Origin of the sequence: Geomonas sp. Red32 (assembly GCF_023652955.1) — a bacterium.
GTDB lineage: Bacteria > Desulfobacterota > Desulfuromonadia > Geobacterales > Geobacteraceae > Geomonas.
The window spans coordinates 721,873-740,662 of sequence record NZ_JAKLOY010000001.1; the positions used below are offsets into that span (position 1 = coordinate 721,873).

General features: G+C 62.4%; 17 protein-coding genes. 1 reads left to right on the forward strand and 16 read right to left on the reverse strand.

Going from position 1 to position 18,790, the window contains the following annotated elements; genetic code table 11:
- Positions 1-108 precede the first annotated feature (108 nt).
- The 12 genes from nuoL to L4X63_RS03230 all read right to left on the reverse strand — a co-directional run bounded on the left by nuoL (position 109) and on the right by L4X63_RS03230 (position 12,298).
- The gene (gene nuoL / locus L4X63_RS03175) at positions 109-2,112 is read right to left on the reverse strand and encodes an NADH-quinone oxidoreductase subunit L (RefSeq protein WP_250677138.1); all 2,004 of its coding nucleotides are present in this window, start codon (positions 2,110-2,112) and stop codon (positions 109-111) included.
- 129 nt (positions 2,113-2,241) lie between these two features.
- Positions 2,242-2,544 carry an NADH-quinone oxidoreductase subunit NuoK gene (gene nuoK / locus L4X63_RS03180; protein ID WP_250677139.1) on the reverse strand — a complete coding sequence of 101 codons (303 nt, stop codon included), beginning with the start codon at positions 2,542-2,544 and terminating at the stop codon, positions 2,242-2,244.
- Positions 2,545-2,575: 31 nt separating this feature from the next.
- Positions 2,576-3,079, reverse strand: coding sequence for an NADH-quinone oxidoreductase subunit J (locus L4X63_RS03185; RefSeq protein ID WP_250677140.1), 504 nt, complete (start codon positions 3,077-3,079; stop codon positions 2,576-2,578).
- A 10-nt stretch (positions 3,080-3,089) separates the two neighbouring features.
- The gene (gene nuoI / locus L4X63_RS03190) at positions 3,090-3,488 is read right to left on the reverse strand and encodes an NADH-quinone oxidoreductase subunit NuoI (protein WP_250677141.1); all 399 of its coding nucleotides are present in this window, start codon (positions 3,486-3,488) and stop codon (positions 3,090-3,092) included.
- 41 nt (positions 3,489-3,529) lie between these two features.
- Complete coding sequence (gene nuoH / locus L4X63_RS03195; protein ID WP_250677142.1) at positions 3,530-4,579, reverse strand: NADH-quinone oxidoreductase subunit NuoH; 1,050 nt, start codon at positions 4,577-4,579, stop codon at positions 3,530-3,532.
- 181 nt (positions 4,580-4,760) lie between these two features.
- The gene (locus tag L4X63_RS03200) at positions 4,761-7,220 is read right to left on the reverse strand and encodes a molybdopterin-dependent oxidoreductase (RefSeq protein WP_250677143.1); all 2,460 of its coding nucleotides are present in this window, start codon (positions 7,218-7,220) and stop codon (positions 4,761-4,763) included.
- A gap of 112 nt (positions 7,221-7,332) precedes the next feature.
- Positions 7,333-9,117 (reverse strand): NADH-quinone oxidoreductase subunit NuoF, encoded by a 1,785-nt coding sequence (gene nuoF / locus L4X63_RS03205; RefSeq protein WP_250677144.1) that lies wholly within the window; start codon positions 9,115-9,117, stop codon positions 7,333-7,335.
- 21 nt (positions 9,118-9,138) lie between these two features.
- A complete protein-coding gene (locus tag L4X63_RS03210) occupies positions 9,139-9,672 on the reverse strand; it encodes an NADH-quinone oxidoreductase subunit NuoE family protein (RefSeq protein WP_250677145.1) in 534 nt (177 codons plus the stop codon).
- 30 nt (positions 9,673-9,702) lie between these two features.
- Positions 9,703-10,872: an NADH dehydrogenase (quinone) subunit D gene (nuoD, locus tag L4X63_RS03215; protein WP_250677146.1), complete on the reverse strand. Its 1,170-nt coding sequence runs from the start codon at positions 10,870-10,872 to the stop codon at positions 9,703-9,705.
- Between the two features lie 47 nt (positions 10,873-10,919).
- Positions 10,920-11,405: an NADH-quinone oxidoreductase subunit C gene (locus L4X63_RS03220; protein ID WP_250677147.1), complete on the reverse strand. Its 486-nt coding sequence runs from the start codon at positions 11,403-11,405 to the stop codon at positions 10,920-10,922.
- Between the two features lie 33 nt (positions 11,406-11,438).
- Positions 11,439-11,951: an NADH-quinone oxidoreductase subunit B gene (locus L4X63_RS03225; RefSeq protein WP_250677148.1), complete on the reverse strand. Its 513-nt coding sequence runs from the start codon at positions 11,949-11,951 to the stop codon at positions 11,439-11,441.
- Positions 11,942-12,298 carry an NADH-quinone oxidoreductase subunit A gene (locus L4X63_RS03230; protein WP_250677149.1) on the reverse strand — a complete coding sequence of 119 codons (357 nt, stop codon included), beginning with the start codon at positions 12,296-12,298 and terminating at the stop codon, positions 11,942-11,944. Before L4X63_RS03230 ends, L4X63_RS03225 begins: the two co-directional genes overlap by 10 nt.
- A gap of 363 nt (positions 12,299-12,661) precedes the next feature.
- Here L4X63_RS03230 and hemL point away from each other — a divergent pair, with 363 nt between their 5' ends.
- Positions 12,662-13,945 carry a glutamate-1-semialdehyde 2,1-aminomutase gene (hemL, locus tag L4X63_RS03235; RefSeq protein WP_250677150.1) on the forward strand — a complete coding sequence of 428 codons (1,284 nt, stop codon included), beginning with the start codon at positions 12,662-12,664 and terminating at the stop codon, positions 13,943-13,945.
- Between the two features lie 187 nt (positions 13,946-14,132).
- Here hemL and L4X63_RS03240 read toward each other — a convergent pair whose 3' ends face one another.
- From L4X63_RS03240 to L4X63_RS03255, 4 genes are all read right to left on the reverse strand, one after another.
- Entirely contained in the window at positions 14,133-14,507 is a 375-nt protein-coding gene (locus L4X63_RS03240) for a hypothetical protein (protein WP_502799891.1), read from the reverse strand.
- A gap of 55 nt (positions 14,508-14,562) precedes the next feature.
- On the reverse strand, positions 14,563-16,038 hold the full coding sequence (locus L4X63_RS03245; protein WP_250677151.1) for an NAD(P)/FAD-dependent oxidoreductase: 1,476 nt from the start codon (positions 16,036-16,038) through the stop codon (positions 14,563-14,565).
- Complete coding sequence (locus tag L4X63_RS03250) at positions 16,035-17,081, reverse strand: radical SAM protein (RefSeq protein WP_250677152.1); 1,047 nt, start codon at positions 17,079-17,081, stop codon at positions 16,035-16,037. Before L4X63_RS03250 ends, L4X63_RS03245 begins: the two co-directional genes overlap by 4 nt.
- A gap of 113 nt (positions 17,082-17,194) precedes the next feature.
- Positions 17,195-18,727: a B12-binding domain-containing radical SAM protein gene (locus L4X63_RS03255; protein ID WP_250677153.1), complete on the reverse strand. Its 1,533-nt coding sequence runs from the start codon at positions 18,725-18,727 to the stop codon at positions 17,195-17,197.
- Positions 18,728-18,790: the final 63 nt, after the last annotated feature.

Sequence of the window (18,790 nt, forward strand, 5' to 3'; positions counted from 1 at the left end):
TTACTCTGCTCCTTTAACATAAAGGTCGAAAAATTCTTGCTATCCCCCGCCTTCGCCGAGGCTAGGGCGGGTAAACCCGTTTTCGCCAAGACTTTGGCGGAGTTGGGCTTAGCGGAAGAGGTAGCAGGCGACGATCACCACCACGCCGAGAACCATGGAGTAGGCGTAGTTGTGGACGAAGCCGGTCTGCACGTGGCGCAGGATGCCGCTGAAGCCGCGGAACACGGCGGCCACGCCGTTGACGATACCGTCGACCACCACCACGTCGAACCCTTTCCAGAGGAACTGGCCGAGCGCTTTGCAGGGGTTGACGAAGAGGAAGTCGTAGATCTCGTCCACGTACCACTTGTTGTAGACCGCGCGGTGCAGAGCCGGGAAGGTGCTGGTGAAAGCGGCCGGGATGGTCGGCTTCACCACGTAGAGGGCGGCGGCCACCGCGATGCCGCAGCAGGCGATCAGCACCGAGACACCCATGAGGCCCCACTCGGCAGCCTCGGAGTGAAGGCCGTGGAGACCGGCGGTGTGCATGTACTCGGTGGAGTAGGCCAGGACCGGCTCCATGTAGTGCTCGTACATGTTGGGGAGCCCGCCCAGCGCCTCACCGAGGACTTTGGGGACCCCGATCCAGCCGCCCAGGGCGGAGAGGGCCGCAAGGACCATCAGCGGCAGGGTGATGACGATCGGCGACTCGTGCAGGTGATGCCAGGCTTTCTCGGAGAGACGGGTCTCGCCGAAGAAGGTCATGAAGACCAGACGGAACATGTAGAAGGCGGTCAGGCCGGCTGCGGTTGCGCCGACTGCCCAGAGGACAAAGTTAACCGGCCCGTGGAAGGGGTTGGCGTAGGCCTGCCAGAGGATCTCGTCCTTGGAGAAGAAGCCGGCGAAGCCCGGGATACCCGCGATGGCGATGGTGGCGATCAGGAAGGTCAGGAAGGTGATCGGCATCTTCTTACGCAGGCCGCCCATGTTCCTCATGTCCTGCGGGTCGGCGCTGCTGTGCTCGGCGTGGAGCGCGTGGTGCATCGCATGGATGACGGAGCCGGAACCGAGGAACAGGCAGGCCTTGAAGAAGGCGTGGGTCATCAGGTGGAAGACGCCGGCGCCGAAGGCACCGCAACCGAGTGCCAGGAACATGTAGCCCAGCTGGGAGACGGTGGAGTAGGCGAGGACGCGCTTGATGTCGTTCTGTGCGGTGCCGATGGTCGCCGCGAAGAGTGCGGTGGCGGCGCCGACGCAAGCCACGACCAGGAGAGCGGTCGGCGACTTGATGTAGACGTAGTTCATGCGGGTGATCATGTAGACGCCGGCGGTGACCATGGTGGCCGCGTGGATGAGGGCGGAAACCGGGGTCGGACCTTCCATCGCGTCCGGGAGCCAGGTGTACAGCGGGATCTGGGCGGACTTGCCGGTGGCGCCCAGGAAGAAGCAGAGGCAGACCACGGTGGTCACGCCGCCGACCGGGATCAGGTCGGCGTGCTTGGCGAGCTCGGTGAAGTCGACGGTCCAGACGTTGTGGTTGACACCCATGTAGTAGAAGAGGGTGAAGAGACCGAGCAGGAAGCCGAAGTCGCCGACCCTGTTCATCACGAAGGCCTTCTTACCGGCGTCGCCGGCCGACTTCTTGTGGAAGTAGTAGCCGATGAGGAGGTAGGAGCAGAGACCGACACCTTCCCAGCCGATGAACATGACGAGCATGTTGGCGCCGGAGACCAGGAGCAGCATGGAGAAGGTGAAGAGGTTCAGGTAGGTGAAGTACCGGTAGAACCCTTCCTCGCCGTGCATGTAGCCGATGGAGTAGAGGTGGATCAGGGAGCCTACCCCGGTGACCACCATCAGCATGAGAGCGGAGAGCGGGTCGATGAGGAAGGCCATGTCGGCCTTGAAGGGGCCGCACTGGATCCAGGTGAAGACGGTCTTCACGAAGTGCCTCTCCTCGCCGGGGAGGCTCAGGAGCTGGAACAGAATCCCGCAGGCGACCACGAAGGAGCCGACGACAGCCAGGGTCGCGATCCCACCGATGACGGCTTCATTCTTAATCTTCTTGCCGAATAGGCCGTTGATGACCACCCCGATGAGTGGGAAAAGTGGAATCAACCATACGTATTCAAACATTCCGGACTCCTTTACTTCAAAGTTTTCTTGAAAACTGATCGATAGTTAGGTCGCTATGATGGTGCTAATTGCGGCTGCTTTAAATCCCCCCCGGCCCCCTTTAACAAGGGTGGAGAGATAGGCGGCCTTCTACAGCTTCATCACGTTGATGTCTTCGACGTCGATGGACTCGCGGTTCTTGTAGAAGGCGATCATCAGCGCGAGACCCACGGCGGCCTCGGCGGCGGCCACGGTCATGACGAAGAAGACGAAGATCTGGCCGTCCAGGTTCCCGAGGTAGCGGGAGAACGCGATGAAGCTGAGGTTGACCGCGTTCAGCATCAGCTCGACGCACATGAAGATAACGATGGCGTTCCTCTTGGTCAGTACACCGATGCAGCCGATGGAGAAGAGGATGGCCGAAACTATAAGGTAGTTGTTCAGAGCAAGCATTTCATCACCCCTGTATCGCTCTTTGGAAGCGTTAGATTTTCTTCTTGGCCAGGATCACCGCGCCGACGATGGCAGCCAGCAGCAGGATCGAGGTGATCTCGAACGGAAGCAGGAAGTCGGTGAAGAGCGCCTTACCGATCAGCTCCACATGCCCGGCCTTCACGATGGCGGCGTGGTCAAGGGGGCCCGGCGCACCGGTCATGCCGCCCCTCATCAGGAACAGGCAGGTCTGGAAGAGGACGAAGATCCCCAGCGCCGAACCGGCGAACACCGCATGGGAGCTCCTTTTGGCGGTCTCGGTCCTGATGTTGAGGAGCATGATCACGAAGATGATCAGAACCATGATGGCGCCCGCGTACACGATCACCTGGGTGACCGCCAGGAAGGGGGCGTCCAGCATCACGTAGAAGGTCGCCAGGCAGAAGAAGGTCATCACCAGCGACAAGGCGCTGTTGATCGGGTTTTTGCAGGTGATCACCAGCAGGCTGGATATCACGGCCACCGCGGCCACCACGATAAAGAAGATCGATTCCATTGCTGCTCCTTTATTTCTTTTCTAAGAGTCGCTCTTTGTTGTAGGTGAAGTCGGCACGCTTGTAGCTGGCGAGTTCGAAGGTCTGGGTCATGCGGATGGCATCGACCGGGCAGGCCTCCACGCAGTAGCCGCAGAAGATGCAGCGGAGCATGTCGATCTCGTAGACGGCGGCGTACTTGTCGTGGTTCGCGTCTTCACCAGCCTCGACCGTGATGCACTTGGCCGGGCAGACGGTGGGGCAGAGGTAACAGGCCACGCACTTCGCCCGGTCGTGGGAGACGTTCAGGGCGTGCAGACCGCGGAAGCCGGGAGCGACGTCGGGACGCTCGGTCGGGTACTGAAGGGTAACCGGCTTGGAAAACATGTGTTTGAGGGTGATCTTCAGACCGTTAATCAGCGGCATTATCATTTTTCGGCACCTCGCCTAATAGATTACTTTGTGGATTCAGACTACTTGCTGATGAACATCACCCAGAGAGCGGTAGCGACGATGTTCAGAAGCGAAAGCGGCAGGAATACTTTCCAGCCAAGACGCATCAGCTGGTCGTAACGATAACGCGGGTAGGTGGCCCGAATCCACATGCAGCAGAAGATCAGGAAGTACACCTTGGCGACGAACCAGCACCAGCCGGGGAGGATGGACGGGCCGTGCCAGCCACCCAGGAACAGGGTGACGGTGACGGCGCAGACGGTGACCATGTTGGCGTACTCAGCCATGAAGAACATCGCGTACTTCATGGAGGAGTACTCGGTGCAGAAACCGGAAACCAGCTCGGTCTCGGCCTCGGGAAGGTCGAACGGGGTCCTGTTGATCTCGGCCAGCGAGCAGATGAAGAAGATCACGAAGGCCAAGGGCTGCTTGAAGGCGTACCAGGCGCCGTCGGCCTGGGCGGCCACGATCCTGTGCAGCGAGAGGCTCTCGGAGAGCATGAAGACGGCGATAATGGAGAGACCGGCGGCCAGCTCGTAGGAGACCATCTGGGCCGCGGAGCGAAGCCCGCCCAAGAGCGAGTACTTGGAGTTGGAGGACCAACCGGCGAGCACGATGCCGTAGACGCCCAGGGAGGCCATGGCCAGGATGTAGAGGACGCCGACGTTCATGTCGAAGACTTCGGCTCCGGCCTGGTCGTAGTAGGCTGCGATCTGCAGCGGGACCTTGTAGCCGGCGATGGTGACGGTGTCGCCGAAGGGGATGACCGCGAAGGAGATGAAGGCCGGAACCAGGGCCACCAGCGGAGCGAGCAGGAAGGCGAACTTGGAAGCCTGGCTGGGAACGATCTCTTCCTTGAAGAACAGCTTCACGCCGTCGGCGATCGGCTGCAACAGTCCGTGCCAGCCGGTCCTCATGGGTCCCAGACGCACCTGCATGTGACCGATGATCTTTCTCTCCGCGTAGGTTGCGTATGCTACGGTCAGGAGCACAAAGACAAAGGCTACGAGCACCTTGGCAACCATGGCTATGTAGTACGCGACCGGCAGTCCTAAGATTAGCGTATCCATCTGATAGTCTTCCCCTCTTGGTAAGTATTTGAGCCGAAATCCGTTTAGTTTGCTTTTATTCCCCCCCCCTTGTTAAAGGGGGGCCGGGGGGGATTTGCCTTTTCTTTCAGCTTCAGCCTCAGGTTCCGGCCTCGACTGCAAATCCCCCTAAATCCCCCTTTGACAAGGGGGACTTATGGATCTATTTCCCGACCGTGACGAAGGTTACCGCGGCGCCGTCGGTGATGCTGTTGATCGAGGCCTCACCGAAGTGGTAGGGGGCGAAGACCACACCCTTGGGCACCCTTTTGCCGACCTTCGCCTTGAGGCTCACGCTGCCGGTGGCGGAGGTGAGCTTCACGGTGTCCCCCTCGGCCACTTTCAGGGCCGCGGCGTCGTCGGTGGAGAGCTCGGCGTAACCGTCCGGGCAGACGTACATCGGGCCTTCGCCGAAGCGGCTCATGGTGCCGTTGTGGTAGAGTGCCGAGCCGGTGACCAGGGCGAACTTACCTGCCTGGGCGGCCGGGGTCTTGGCGGCGACGGCGGTCAGCTTGGCGGAGACGGTGACCGGAACCACCACTCCTTGATCGGTGAGCTTGGCCTGGGTGAGACCGGCGTAACCGGCCACCGAGGAAGCGATCTCGGCGAAGACGTCGCCCTGTTTGGCGTAGCGGGCGCCGCCCAGTGCGGAGTTCAGGGTGGAGAGTACCTCGAAGTCGCTCTTGGCAAGACCGAGCGGCTTGATCGCCTGGCGGACGTTCTGGACGCGGCGGCCGAGGCTCGTGAAGGTGCCGGACTTCTCGGCGAAGGAGACTACCGGCAGCACCACGTCGGCCTTGGCGGCGGTCTCGGTCAGGAAGAGGTCGGCCACCACCAGGAAGTCGACGGCGTCGAGCGCCTTCTCGACCTTGGCGCGGTTCGGGTAGCTGACCACCGGGTTCTCGCCGGCGATGTAGAGAGTCTTGATGGAGCCGCTGGCGGCGCCGTCGATGATCTGCTGGGCGGTGAGGCCGCCTTTCTGCGGGTAGATCCCGAGGTCGGCAGCGCCCTGGCTGTTGTTCTTCTCGCCCATGATCAGGAGGCCTGCGCCTTCCTTGCCAATCTTGCCGGTCAGGATGGCCAGGTTGGCGGCCGCCTGGGCAAGGTTCGCATCGTGGCCCGGGTAACCCTGGCCGATCGGGAGGATGATCAGCGCCTTCTCGGCGGTGGCGAACTCCTTGGCGATTGCTGCGATCTCCTCGGCGGAGAGCCCGGTGGCCTGGGCGTCGGCGGCGGAGAGGGAACCTTTGAGCTCGGCGAGGCCGGGGGCGTCGACGGCGAGCCCCTGCTCGATCACCGAGGCGCAGAGGGCGTTGAAGAGGGCCACTTCGGCACCGGGTGCGTGGACGGCGGTCTTGGCGCCGGGAAGCTTACCGAGCTTGCCCTTCTTGTCGGAGACGATCTGGAGCTTGACCCCTTTGCGCTTGACGCCGAGGTTGATCTCGAAGCCGATGACCGGGTGGGTCTCGTAGGCGTCGGATTTCACCACCAGGAGCTGCTCGGCCTTCTGGATGTCGGCGATCTCGGAGGGGGAAGCGGTGATGCCGAAGCTTGCCTTGGCCCCTTTGGTCAGCGCCTCGTGGGCGTAGCCGGCGGAGTGGTCGACGTTATCGGTACCGACGGTCTCCTTGAAGAGCTTGCCGAAGACGAAGAGCTCTTCGTTGGTGAGGCGCGCGGTGGTCAGGGCGGCGGCCGAGGCCGGGGCGGACTTGGCGGCGGCGAGCTTGTCGGTGACGAGCTTCAGCGCCTCTTCCCAGGTGGCTTCCACCAACTGGCCGTTCTTCCTGACGAGCGGGGTGGTGAGGCGGCGGTCGGAGTTGACGAACTGGTAACCGAAGCGGCCGCGGGTGCAGAGCTGGCCGTTGTGGAAGCCCTGGTTCTCGTCGTAGACCGTGGTGAGGACCTTGTTGTCCTTGACCCCCAGGGTCAGCTGGCAGCCGGTGCCGCAGTAGGAGCAGACCGACTTGACCTTGTTGAGGGCCCACCAGCGCGCCTTGAACTTGAACGGACGGGAGTTGAGCGCGCCGACCGGGCAGACCGAGACGCAGGAGCCGCAGAACTCGCAGTTGAGCGGTCCGTCGAACTCGGTACCCATCTTGGCCTCGATACCGCGGTTGATGAAGGTATAGGCGCCGTAGGAGACGATCTCGTCGCAGATCCTCGCGCACTTGCCGCAGTGGATGCAGCGGTTCATGTCGCGCTCGATCAGCGGGTTGTCGTAATCGATGGCATGGTTGAACTTCTCGTCCACGAAGCGGTTGGTGTTGACCTTGTACTCGTAGGTGAGGTTCTGGAGGTCGCAGTCGCCGGCGGCGTCGCAAACCGGGCAGTCGATCGGGTGCTTGAGGAGCAACAGCTCGAGCACGAGCTTCCTCGCCTTCACGATCTCGTCGGTCACGGTCCGCACGATCATCCCTTCGGTGACCGGGGTGGTGCAGGCGGGGATCAGCCTCCCCTTCATCTGCTCAACCTCGACCAGGCACATACGGCAGCCGCCGAACGGGTGCAGCTTCTTGTCATGGCAAAGGATCGGTATCTTTACGCCGGCCGCCTTGGCCGCATCATAAATGGTAGCGTCTTTTCCTACCGAAACCTGTTTCTCGTCTATCGTAAGATTTACCATCTCGACCTCTTCTCCGCGGGAGTCAGAATCCGAAAATCCATTCTATGGTCTATGTACCCTGTTCCGGTTCAGGCCTTGGCCTGAACCGGGAACCTCGGACTTAGAACTCGTGTTATTCGATTGCCATGAAGCGGCAGGCGTCGTAGCAGGACTTGCACTTGGTGCAGTTTTCCTTGACCAGCTCCGCCACCTGGCCCTTCTCCCAGCGGATCGCGTTGGAGGGGCAGGCCCTGAGGCAGGCGCCGCACTTCACGCACTTCTCGGGGACCACCTGCCAAAGGAGCAGCTCTTTGCAGGAGTTGGACGGGCAGCGCTTGTCGTTGATGTGCGCCTCGTACTCGTTGCGGAAGTATTTGACGGTGGAAAGGATCGGGTTCGGAGCGGTCTGGCCGAGGCCGCACAGAGACGCCTTCTTGATGGTGGCGCCCATCTCGAGCAGGGTATCGATGTCCTCGGGCTCGCCGCGCCCCTCGGTGATCTTCTCCAGGATGTCGAGCATGGCCTTGAGGCCGATACGGCAGGGAACGCACTTGCCGCAGGACTCCATCTTGGTGAAGGTGAGGAAGAAGCGGGCCACATCGACCATGCAGGTGGTCTCGTCCATGACGACCAGACCGCCGGAGCCCATCATGGCCCCCGCCTTGATCAGCGAGTCGTAATCGACCGGGGTGTCGAGCACTTCGGCCGGGATGCAGCCGCCGGAAGGACCGCCCGCCTGGACCGCCTTGAACTTGCGGTTGTTGGCGATGCCGCCGCAGACCTTGTAGATAACGTCGCGGACGGTCATACCGGCCGGAACCTCGACCAGACCGGTATGCTTGACCTTGCCGGTGACGGCGAAGATCTTGGTACCCTTGGTGGTCTCGGTGCCCAGGGAGGCGTACCACTCGGAGCCTTTGTTGATGATGTGGCGGACGTTGGCGAAGGTCTCGACGTTGTTGATGTTGGTCGGCTTGCCCCAGAGGCCCTTGACCGCCGGGAACGGCGGACGGGGACGGGGCATACCGCGCTCGCCTTCGATGGAGGCCATGAGGGCGGTCTCCTCGCCGCAGACGAACGCACCGGCGCCCTTCTTGATCCTGAGGTCGAAGTCGAAGCCCCACCCCTGGATGTTCTTGCCGAGGTACCCTTTCTCGTAGCAGGTGTCGAGCGCCTTCTGGAGACGTTCGATGGCCAGCGGGTACTCGGCGCGGACGTAAACGTAACCGGCGTAGCAGCCGATGGCGTAGGCCGCGATCATCATACCCTCGATGACGCAGTACGGGTCACCTTCGAGAATGGAGCGGTCCATGAAGGCGCCCGGGTCGCCCTCGTCGGCGTTGCAGATGAGGTATTTCTTGTTGCCCGGCGAAGCCGCGCAGAAGGACCATTTCATGCCGGTCGGGAAGCCCCCGCCCCCACGGCCACGCAGCCCGGACTTCTTGACCTCGTCCACGACCTCGGCAGGCTTCATGGTGGTGACGCACTTCTCGATGGCTTTGAAGCCGTCCTCTTCGAGGTAGGCGTCGAGGCGCTCCGGATCGATCTGGCCGCAGCCGGTCATGACCACGCGCATCTGCTGGTCGACGAAGGTGTTGTAGTAGTCTTTCGCCTTCTTCTTGGCGATGACTTCCTGCTTCACGATGTGCTCGTCGATGATGGCGGCCACGTCCTCGGGCTGGACGAAATCGTAGGTAACCCGGCCGAGCTCAGGGGTGATGACGTCAACGAGAACGTCGTTGGCGCACAGACCGCGGCAGCCGGTCTTTACCACGTCGCAGCGCTTGCCGATGGTGGCCACCAGGCCCCTCTCGGCGATCAGCCTGGCGAACTCGTGCTCGACCTGCTTGGCGCCGGCCGAGATGCCGCCGGTCCCCTGACAGATAAGTATCTTTACTGCTTCAGCGTTTTCGCTCATGACAAATGGTCCCCTGGAAGATTACTTTTGCTCGGGTTTCATCGGTGCCTGGTTGTACCGCTCCACGATCTCGTCGACCTTCTGGACCGTCATCTTGCCGAAGGTGTCGTCGTTGACCATCGCCAGGGGGGCCATACCGCAGGCGCCCAGGCAGGCAACCTTTTCGAAGGTGTAACGGAGGTCCGTGGTGGTCTCGGCGTGGCCGATGCCCAGGCGCCCGAAGAAGGTGTCGACGATACGCTCGGCGCCCTGAACGTGGCAGGCGGTACCGACGCAGACCCTGATGATGTAACGGCCGCGCGGCTTCAGGTGGAACTGGGCGTAGAAGGTGAGCACGCCGTAGATCTGGCTCGGGTAGACGTTGAGGCGCTCGGCCACAAGGTCGATGGTCGGGCGCGGCACGTAGCCGTACCATTCCTGGATACCCTGCAGAACCGGCATCAGGTTGCCCGGCAGCGTCAGGTACTTGTCGATGATGTTATTGGCTTCGGTAAGATCGATTACTTCTTCCGGAGTTTCTTCGGCCTTGACAGCTTCGGCAGGAGCGTTAGACATGTACCCCTTCTCCTTATCGTTTCGTTTGAGTTAGCGGTCGATTTCGCCCAGAACGATGTCCAGGGTACCGATGACGGCGACCAGGTCGGCCAGCATGGAGCCCTTGGCCATCTTCTCGATGGCGGACAGGTTCACGAATGAAGGCGGACGGATCCTCATCCGGTAGGGACGGTTGCTGCCGTCGGAGACCACGTAGTAGCCGAGCTCGCCCTTGGGAGCCTCGATCCCCTGGTATACCTCGCCCTCGGGAACCGGGAAGCCCTCGGAAGCGATCTTGAAGTGGTGGATCAGCCCCTCGATGGAGTTGTAGACGCTCTCCTTCGGCGGGTAGCAGACCTGCGGAGCGTCGGCCAGGACCGGTCCGGGCTTGAGCTTCTTCAGGGCCTGGTCGATGATCTTGACCGCTTCGCGCATCTCGACCAGACGGCACTTGTAACGGTCGAAGGTGTCGCAGTTCTCGCCGACCGGCACCTTGAAGTCGTACTCTTCGTAACCGGAGTAGGGGATGTCGCGGCGGAGGTCGAAGTCGACGCCGGAGCCGCGGAGAGCCGGACCGGAGATGCCGTAGTTGATGGCGTCCTCGGCGCTGATCACGCCGTTACCCACCGTCCTCTGCAGCCAGATGGTGTTCTTGGTGAGGAGCCCCTCGTAGGTGTCGAAGCAGCCGGGGAAGGTGTCGACCACATCCTTCACGTCCCTCTCGAAGCCGTCGTACAGCTCGCGGGAGAGGCCGCCTACGCGGTAGTAGTTGGAGGTCATCCTGGCGCCGGAGACCTTCTCGTAGATATCCATGACCTTCTCGCGCTCGCGGAAGGCGTAGAGGAACACGGTCATGGCACCGATATCGAGGGCGTGGCAGGCGATCCAGACCAGGTGGCTCTTCAAGCGGGTGAGCTCGCTCATGATGATGCGCACGGTCTTGGCGCGCTCCGGGATCTCGATCCCGAGGAGCTTCTCGACGGCCAGCACGTAGCCCAGGTTGTTGCTCATCGGGGCCAGGTAGTCCAGACGGTCGGTCAGCGGGATGGTCTGGTGGTAGGTCCGGTGCTCGGAGAGCTTCTCGACACCCCGGTGCAGGTAGCCGATGTGCGGGGTGATCTTCTGGATCACCTCGCCGTCCAGCTCGACAACGAGCCGCAAAACGCCGTGGGTACTGGGGTGCTGGGGCCCCATATTCAATGTCATTATCTCGGTGCTCATTGATCCCTCTATCTGATTCTCTTGGAATGGAATGGTCCTGGTTTAGACTACGACAGACGCCCCTTGTACGGCTCGCGGTCCGGTCCCTGTACCGGGTAGTCCTTCCTGAGCGGGTGGCCGACCCAGTCGTCGGTCATCAGGATGCGAACCAGGTTCGGGTGGTTCACAAACTTGATGCCCATCAGGTCGTAGACCTCGCGCTCGAGCCAGTCAGCGGAGTTCCAGAGGGCGGTCGCGGAGTCGATGAAGCAATCCTCCTCGGTCACCGGGGCCTTGACCCTGATCTTGTCCTTGTTGGGGATGGAGGTCAGCTGGTAGACCACCATGAAACGGGGTTCCTGCCCCAGGTAGTCGACCGCGGTGACGTCAACCAGGAAGTCGTACTTGAGATCCTCCTTGAGGCATTTGAGCACCTCGAGGACCTTCTCCTTCTTGACGGTGACGGTCACCTCGCCGCGGAACTCCTTGGTCTCGAGGAGGGCATCCGCGAAACGCTCCTTCAGCTTCACTACAGCGCGATTATTTTCTGCCATGTCAGCCTTACCTTTCCCTTTGGTCGTTGTGGATTACGCGGCGGGCTCGAGACGGTCGCCCAGGCCAATGGAGGAACCGAAGGTGTTCTTCTCGTTGGCGATCTTGTCCTGCAGCTTCATGAGGCCGAAGAGAAGAGCCTCCGGACGCGGCGGGCAGCCCGGGATGTAGACGTCGACCGGAAGCGCCTCGTCGATACCCTGCACGACGGAGTAGGTGTCGAAGATACCGCCGGAGCAGGCGCAGGCGCCCATGGCCACGACCCACTTCGGTTCCGGCATCTGCTCGTACACGGTCTGGATGACCGGGAGCATCTTCTTGGTAACCGTGCCGGCGATGATGATGCAGTCCGACTGGCGCGGGGAGGCGCGGAAGATGATGCCGAAGCGGTCGAGGTCGTGCTTCGCCGCACCGGTCGCCATCATCTCGATTGCGCAGCAGGCAAGTCCGAAGGTCATCGGCCAGATGGAGGACTTCCGGGCCCAGTTAACCAGGCTGTCCAGGGAAGTCGTGATGATGTTGTCGCCCAGCGGCTGATTTACTCCCATTCCAGTGCTCCTTTTTTCCAAACGTAGACGTATCCCACGAAGAGGATCACGATGAAGACGCCCATTTCGACGAGGCCGAACATGCCGAGCCTCTTGAAGAGTACGGCCCACGGATAGAGGAAGACTGCCTCGATATCGAACAGGATGAAGAGCATCGCGATCAGGTAGAACTTGATCGAGAAGCGCTCCCGAGCGGTACCGACCGGCTCGCAGCCGCACTCGTAAGGTGCGAGTTTCACCTTCGACGGTTTCTTCTGGCCGATCAGCGAAGAAAAGACCACCGAGCCCAGACCGAAGCAGACCGCTATGATCACCAGCACCAAGATTGGCAGATAAGCACCAAGCATCCCTATCCTCCCGTACTTCCAAAGGTATGTTTTTTGTTGCACGCACGCGGAAATGCCGTATACTGCACGCTTCTTTCCCTTCCCGGTTCCTCCGGCAGAATAGTCGATGAGAGATCAGGAGGTACAAAGGTATACTGTATACAACACCGGCCCAGAAATTATTTCATTCACGCTACTTTGTCAAGCAGAAAATAATTCTAATCTTTCAGTTTTAGTCATATTTTCGACACACCAGCAAAGCGGATCGATCTTGTCCTAAGTGCGCGAAGACCTACGGGTTTTATTCCTTGACAGATCCGCCGCCGCTGTGCTACCAAACACGGCATAATGCAATAATTAACAGTCAGTTAGGAGAGTCCGCTTATGGAGACCAACCGTTCCGCAGCACTGTTCCAAGAGGCAATCAAGTCGATTCCGGGTGGGGTAAACAGCCCGGTCCGTGCTTTCCGCTCGGTCGGCTCCGACCCCTTATTTATAAAGAAGGCCGCCGGTTCCCGTATCTTCGATGAGGACGGCAACGCCTTTATCGACTACGTCGGCTCCTGGGGGCCGATGATCCTCGGTCACTGCCCGGCCCCGGTGGTGGCGGCGGTCAAAGCCGCGGTGGACAACGGCGCCTCGTTCGGCGCTCCCACCGAGCTGGAGGTCACCCTGGCCGAGATGGTGATCGACGCGGTCCCCTCCATCGAGATGGTCCGCATGGTCTCCTCCGGGACCGAGGCGACCATGAGCGCCATACGGCTCGCCCGCGGCTACACCGGCCGCGACAATATACTTAAATTCTCCGGCTGCTACCACGGCCACTCCGATTCGCTCCTGGTCAAGGCCGGCTCCGGTGCCGCCACCTTCGGGGTCCCCGACTCCCCGGGCGTTCCGGCCGATCTCGCCCGCCACACCCTGACCGCCACCTACAACGACCTCGAGTCGGTCAAGGCGCTGGTGGCCGCCAACCCGAACTCCATCGCCTGCATCATCGTCGAGCCGGTAGCCGGCAACATGGGGACCGTGCCGCCGAACCCCGGTTTCCTGGAAGGGCTCCGCGAGATCTGCACCCAGGAAGGGATCATGCTGATCTTCGACGAGGTGATGTCCGGCTTCAGGGTCGCCTACGGCGGGGCGCAGGAACTCTTCGGCGTCACTCCGGACATGACCACGCTCGGCAAGATCATCGGCGGCGGTCTCCCGGTCGGCGCTTTCGGCGGCAAGAAAGAGATCATGAGCCAGCTCTCCCCGGCGGGCGGCATCTACCAGGCAGGGACCCTCTCGGGCAACCCGCTGGCCATGACGGCCGGCATCGAGACCCTCAAGCTCCTGAAGCAGCCGGGCTTCTATGCCCAGCTCGAGGAGAAGGCCAAGTTCGTGGCTGAGGGCATAGCCAAGGCGGCCAAGGACGCCGGGGTGCCTGTCTACTCCACCCGCGTGGGCTCGATGTTCTGCGCCTTCTTCTCCGGCAAACCGGTAGTGGACTGGGATTCGGCTTCGGCCTGCGATACCAAGGTGTTCGCCAAGTACTTCCGCTCGATGCTGGAAAACGGCGTCTACCTCGCCTGCTCGCAGTTCGAGACCGCTTTCGTCTCCATCGCCCACAGCCAGAAGGACCTGGAAGACACCATCGCGGCAGCGGCCAAGTCGTTTAAGGCGCTGTAAGGGACGGTTAGCGGTTTCTGGTTGGGATTGAACATTAAAAAGGCCCCTTTCGCCTGCGGCGGGAGGGGCCTTTTTGCGTCGGACGGCTGTCGGACTGAAGGGACAACAGGGACTACAGGGACCAAAGAGGCGACAGGGACCACAGTAGCCTGGGGGAGCCTGGGGGAGCCTGGGGGCCAGGGGGCGGCTAGCGGAAGGCGGTGCAGTAGCCCCACCAGGTGCCGCCGCCTACCACCACGAAGAGTATTACGTGCTTGGCTATCAGCATCTTTCTCCTGGTCGCCTCGGCTTCGGGGCCGTAGAAGTTGTTCACGTAGGTGAAGCTCCGCATCCCTCCGGTGGCGAAGATGCAGACGGCGGCTCCTACCGCATTCCAGAAGAAGAAACGCTCGATGTCGGCCAAGAATCCCGCACCGGCTTTTGCCTGGATGCGATAGCCGTGTAAAAGATAAATGGCGATCAGCGCTGAGAGCCAGTAGCCGGTGGCAAAGTCATGGATGAAGCCGTTTAATACGATCAGCACTTTCTTGATGGTTTCCACCGGGGTGAATCCTCCCTGCACAGTATGGGCTCCCCGCGCCGCGGTTCGGCAGCAGTCGGGAGCATTAGCGTATCTATTAAATATGCTCGCGCCGATTCTGCGGTGGACGCGGAGACGCCTCTTCTTCGTGGTAGTCGTCGTCGGCGTTTACGTCCCAGAGGTCGTGGCGCTCTCCCAGGATGTTGCGGGCGGCCAGTAGGCCGGTCAGCATGGAGTGATCCATGTTGTTGTAACGATGCATGCCGTTTCTGCCAATCACCTGCAGGTTCCTCACCCCGGCCAGATACTCCCGGATCACGGCCACCCGATCGAGATACCCGTCGTCGTACATCGGATAGGCTTTCGGTACCCGCACCACTACCCCTTCCCGCACCACCCCGGCGGGCACCAGGCCGGTCGCCTCCAGCTCGCGGGTGGCCAGCGCCACCAGCTCTTCGTCGGAAGCACTCCAGAGGGGATCCCCCTCGAAACAGAAGTATTCCATCCCGAGACAGCTCGTCCCCCGCTCGGGAATCAGCTCGGGGCTCCAGTTGCCGAAGTTCTGGATCCTCCCCACCTTGAGCGATTCCTCGTGAATGTAGATCCAGGTGTCGGGAAAGAGGTTCTCGCGCTCCACGATGAGCGCTACGGTCAGAAAATCGCGGTAACGCAGGGAGGAGGCGGCAGCGGCGACTTCGCCGCCGGGAGGGGGATCCAGCTCCTTCACCAGCCGGCTGAGGGGCATGGTGGAGACCAGGTGCCCCACCGGGAGAAACTCCTTCCCATCAGGGCCCTCCAGGTCGGCGCCGGCCACCCTCCCCTCTTCCACGACGATCCTTCCGACCCGCGTGTTGAAACGGACCTCGCCGCCGTGGCGGACGATCTCGCGGCAGAGGGCCTCCCACATCATTCCCGGCCCCAGTCTCGGATAGTGGAAGGCGCCGATCAGGGTGCGGACCGGTTCGCCGTCCTCGATGGTTCCCGGGCGGCGGAGCATGTTGGCCACCGCCGTCCTGAGCGACAGCCCCTGGATCCGCTGGGCGGCCCACTGGGCGCCGATCTCGCGGCAGGAGACGCCCCAGACTTTCTCGGTGTAACTGCGGAAAAAGAGCTCGAAGAGCCGGTCGCCGAAGCGGTTGGTGACCCAGTCGGCCAGGGTCTCCTCGGGACGGATTGGGGCGACCTTGCGCCTGAGGTAGCTCGCCAGGATGGCCAGGCTCTCCCCGATCCCGAGCCCCGACAGCACGTTTCCGGGCTTGAGCGGGTAGTCGAAGAAGGTATTGCGGCAGAAGATGCGCGAGGAGCGGGGACGGAGGAGGAAATCCTCCCCCAAAAGCTCGTGCCAGAGCTCCTCGACCAGGGGGTGCTTGGTGAAGAAACGGTGCCCGCCGATATCGAAGCGGTATCCCCGGTGGGTGACGGTGCGCGCGATCCCCCCCGGGAAGGATTCCTGTTCGGCTACCACCACCTTGACCCCGTGACGGGCCAGCTCGTAGGCGGCGGTGAGCCCCGCGGGCCCTCCCCCCGCCACCAGGACGACCCCCTCGCTGTATGGCCTCTCCCCGGTGGTCACGGGCGGTCCCTCCAGCCGGGGCGGCGGACCCGCAGCGACTCCCTCAGGAAGTCCAGGGGGTGCTCGGCGGTGAGCGTCAGGTTATAGCTGCAGGTGTAGCAGCAGGGGGAGAATTCGGCACAGTGCCGGATGCTATCCTGGCAGCCGGCCACCTTCGCCCACCCCTCGCGGACCCCTTCCCGGCGCAGGTCGGCCACCGGCGGGAGATCGACGCAGGGAGCGAGGCGGCCGTCGGTATGGAGATCGGCGAAGAGACGGCCGGCGCCGCATGCTCCCATCTGCCCTCCCGTGAGATAGTGGGCGGCCTTTTCGTAAAAACCGCTGTACTCCCAAAGGGGAGCCCCTTCCCGGCGCAGGCGGGCGAGCGTGCGGAAGAGTTCGGCCATCTCCCGGCGCTCCCCGTCGCTGGCGGCATACTGCCGATGGTCGCCGCGATGGGAAAAGCCTCCTCCCTGGGCGACCGGGAAGACCGAGAGGTAGAATCCCCGTGCGCGGGCGAAGTCGAGCAGCGTCAGGGTCTCGCGGAAGTTCAGGCGGGAGAGGGTCATGTTGAGCTTGACCGGCTGGGGGGGGGGCGAGGTGGACAGGAGGTCGAGGGCCGCCAGCACCTCGGGGAGGAGGTCGCGTCCCCTGAGCTGCCGGTAAAGCTGCCGGTCGAGGGTATCGAGGCTCACCGCCAGCTGCAAGAGGCCGCGGAGGCCGCCGAAACCGGCCAGGTGGGAGGCGTTGAAGACGGTCCCGTTGGTCGTGGTGGTATAGAGAAAGCCGAGGCGGTCGAGGAGGTGGAAGATCTCGAAGAGGTCGGGACGCAGAAACGGCTCCCCGCCGGAGACCTCGACCACCAGGAACCCGAAGGACTTGAGATCCCCCAGGATCCGCTCGATCTCGGAGAGCGGGAGCTCCTCGGCCGGGGTACACCAGACCGAGCACATCGGGCAGGCCTCGTTGCAGCGGTTGGAGACGTTGAAGCTCAGGAAGGTCGGCTTTTGCCGCCGCATCCGCCAGGCCACCCGGAGCGCGGCGAGCGGGAGAGGGAGCCTCATGGACGCCCCCCCTTCCCTGCCGCACCGCCAAAACGGCCAGGGGAACAGGATGGAGATGCCGCCGCGGCGCCGGTCTTTGCGGGGAAGGAGACGGTCACGTCGGGGGCACCGGGCTACGGGATGGGGGCGACGACGGCGTGATGGTCGACGTTCGCTTGGGCCCTGCGGGCCGCGTGGCGCCCGTTGACCGCCCGCATGAGCTGCACCACCTCCTCGGGCATCCGCGCTCCCCCTTCCTTCATGGCGCTCTTCATCTGCCCCGCCAGGTAGGAGTGGTTGATGAGGAGATCGAGCACCGAGAGCATGAACTCCTGCTTCCAGGGGGAGAGCTCGTGGAGGTGCTGGAACTTGTGCATGAAGAACTTCTGCGACGCCTTGCCGAGCTCCTTCTCGAGCTCCTCGAGGGTCATGTTCTTCGGCTTCACCACCGGCTCCACCAGGTTGTACTTACGGTAATCCTTGGTGGCGACGTACGGCTCCAGCTCGCTGTAGAGCTCGGCGTACGGCCAGGGGGCGATGGCGAGGAAGAAACCCATGTCCGGGTTGTACTGCTTGGCGAGCTCCACGGTGGCGGCGATGGACTCCGGGGTGTCGTCCGGCATCCCGAGCACGAAGGAGGTCTCGGAGACGATGTCGGCGGCGTTGATGATGTCGATCGCCTTCTTGGACTGGGCGACCTTGGTGTTCTTGTTGAAGAGGTCCAAGGTGGCCTGGTCCCCGGCCTCCACGCCGACGTAGATGTGCTCCACACCGGCCTCGCGGTAGCGGTGCATGATGTCCTCGTCCCGCAGGATGTCGTCCACCCGGGTCTCCATCAGGAGTTTCACGCCGACCTTGCGCTCGATCATCAGGTCGAGGATCCTCACCCAGCGGTCGCGGTCCAGGGTCGGGATCTCGTCGGAGAGCATGGCGACCTCGACGCCGAAGCGGTCGCGGAGCAGCTCCAGCTCGGCCACGAAGTTTTCCGGGCTCCTCGCCCGCCAGGACTGGGCCCAGAAGAGCTGCTGGGAGCAGAAGGAGCACTTCTCCATGCAGCCGCGGGAGGAGGAGACGATGGCCAGCCGGGCGTTGTTCTTCGCGCGGTAGGAGTAGATCGGCCACTCGACCAGGTCCCACGCGGTGGGAAGCGCATCGAGGTCCTGGATGTAGGGGGCCTTGGGGGTGACCACCACCTTGCCGTCGCGCCAAAAGGCGAGCCCGTTCACGGCCGCGGGGTCGCCGCCGGAGTTAAGGCAGCCGATGAGCGCCGGGAGGGTCGCCTCCCCTTCCCCCCGCACGATGAAGTCGACCGTATCGTGTTCCTCTTCGAGGATCTCCTGGTAGCAGAAGGTGGCGTGGACGTTGCCGTGGACGGTGACGACATCGGGGTTGATCTCCTTGGCCAGCGCGGTCAGCTGCAGGGCATGGGCGATGGAGGCGGTGAAGGAGGTGGTGGCGACCAGGTCCGGTTTGAACGCGCGGATGCGGGCCTCGATGTCGGGCCACTTGTGCCAAAGCGACATGGCGTCGTAGTAATCGACCTCGTAACCGGCCGCGCGGAGCGCTCCGGCGATGTAGACGAACCCTACGTTGAGCCAGGTGCCGGCCGATTCGACGACACCCGAGTGGTAGGGAGGAGTGATGAGTGCAACTCGCTTGATATTCATGACAGCTCCAGGTCTAGATCGTCAAACATGCAGCAGGAAATACGGATGGAAAACTCCCTGCCA

What these genes read in the sequence shown, in the direction of transcription:
- L4X63_RS03200 (WP_250677143.1), bottom strand. Translation starts at nt 7,220, where the DNA reads ATGGTAAATCTTACGATAGACGAGAAACAGGTTTCGGTAGGAAAAGAC.
- nuoH (WP_250677142.1), bottom strand. Translation starts at nt 4,579, where the DNA reads ATGGATACGCTAATCTTAGGACTGCCGGTCGCGTACTACATAGCCATG.
- L4X63_RS03220 (WP_250677147.1), bottom strand. Translation starts at nt 11,405, where the DNA reads ATGGCAGAAAATAATCGCGCTGTAGTGAAGCTGAAGGAGCGTTTCGCG.
- L4X63_RS03225 (WP_250677148.1), bottom strand. Translation starts at nt 11,951, where the DNA reads ATGGGAGTAAATCAGCCGCTGGGCGACAACATCATCACGACTTCCCTG.
- nuoD (WP_250677146.1), bottom strand. Translation starts at nt 10,872, where the DNA reads ATGAGCACCGAGATAATGACATTGAATATGGGGCCCCAGCACCCCAGT.
- nuoL (WP_250677138.1), bottom strand. Translation starts at nt 2,112, where the DNA reads ATGTTTGAATACGTATGGTTGATTCCACTTTTCCCACTCATCGGGGTG.
- hemL (WP_250677150.1), top strand. Translation starts at nt 12,662, where the DNA reads ATGGAGACCAACCGTTCCGCAGCACTGTTCCAAGAGGCAATCAAGTCG.
- L4X63_RS03250 (WP_250677152.1), bottom strand. Translation starts at nt 17,081, where the DNA reads ATGAGGCTCCCTCTCCCGCTCGCCGCGCTCCGGGTGGCCTGGCGGATG.
- nuoF (WP_250677144.1), bottom strand. Translation starts at nt 9,117, where the DNA reads ATGAGCGAAAACGCTGAAGCAGTAAAGATACTTATCTGTCAGGGGACC.
- L4X63_RS03230 (WP_250677149.1), bottom strand. Translation starts at nt 12,298, where the DNA reads ATGCTTGGTGCTTATCTGCCAATCTTGGTGCTGGTGATCATAGCGGTC.
- L4X63_RS03185 (WP_250677140.1), bottom strand. Translation starts at nt 3,079, where the DNA reads ATGGAATCGATCTTCTTTATCGTGGTGGCCGCGGTGGCCGTGATATCC.
- L4X63_RS03255 (WP_250677153.1), bottom strand. Translation starts at nt 18,727, where the DNA reads ATGAATATCAAGCGAGTTGCACTCATCACTCCTCCCTACCACTCGGGT.
- nuoK (WP_250677139.1), bottom strand. Translation starts at nt 2,544, where the DNA reads ATGCTTGCTCTGAACAACTACCTTATAGTTTCGGCCATCCTCTTCTCC.
- nuoI (WP_250677141.1), bottom strand. Translation starts at nt 3,488, where the DNA reads ATGATAATGCCGCTGATTAACGGTCTGAAGATCACCCTCAAACACATG.
- L4X63_RS03210 (WP_250677145.1), bottom strand. Translation starts at nt 9,672, where the DNA reads ATGTCTAACGCTCCTGCCGAAGCTGTCAAGGCCGAAGAAACTCCGGAA.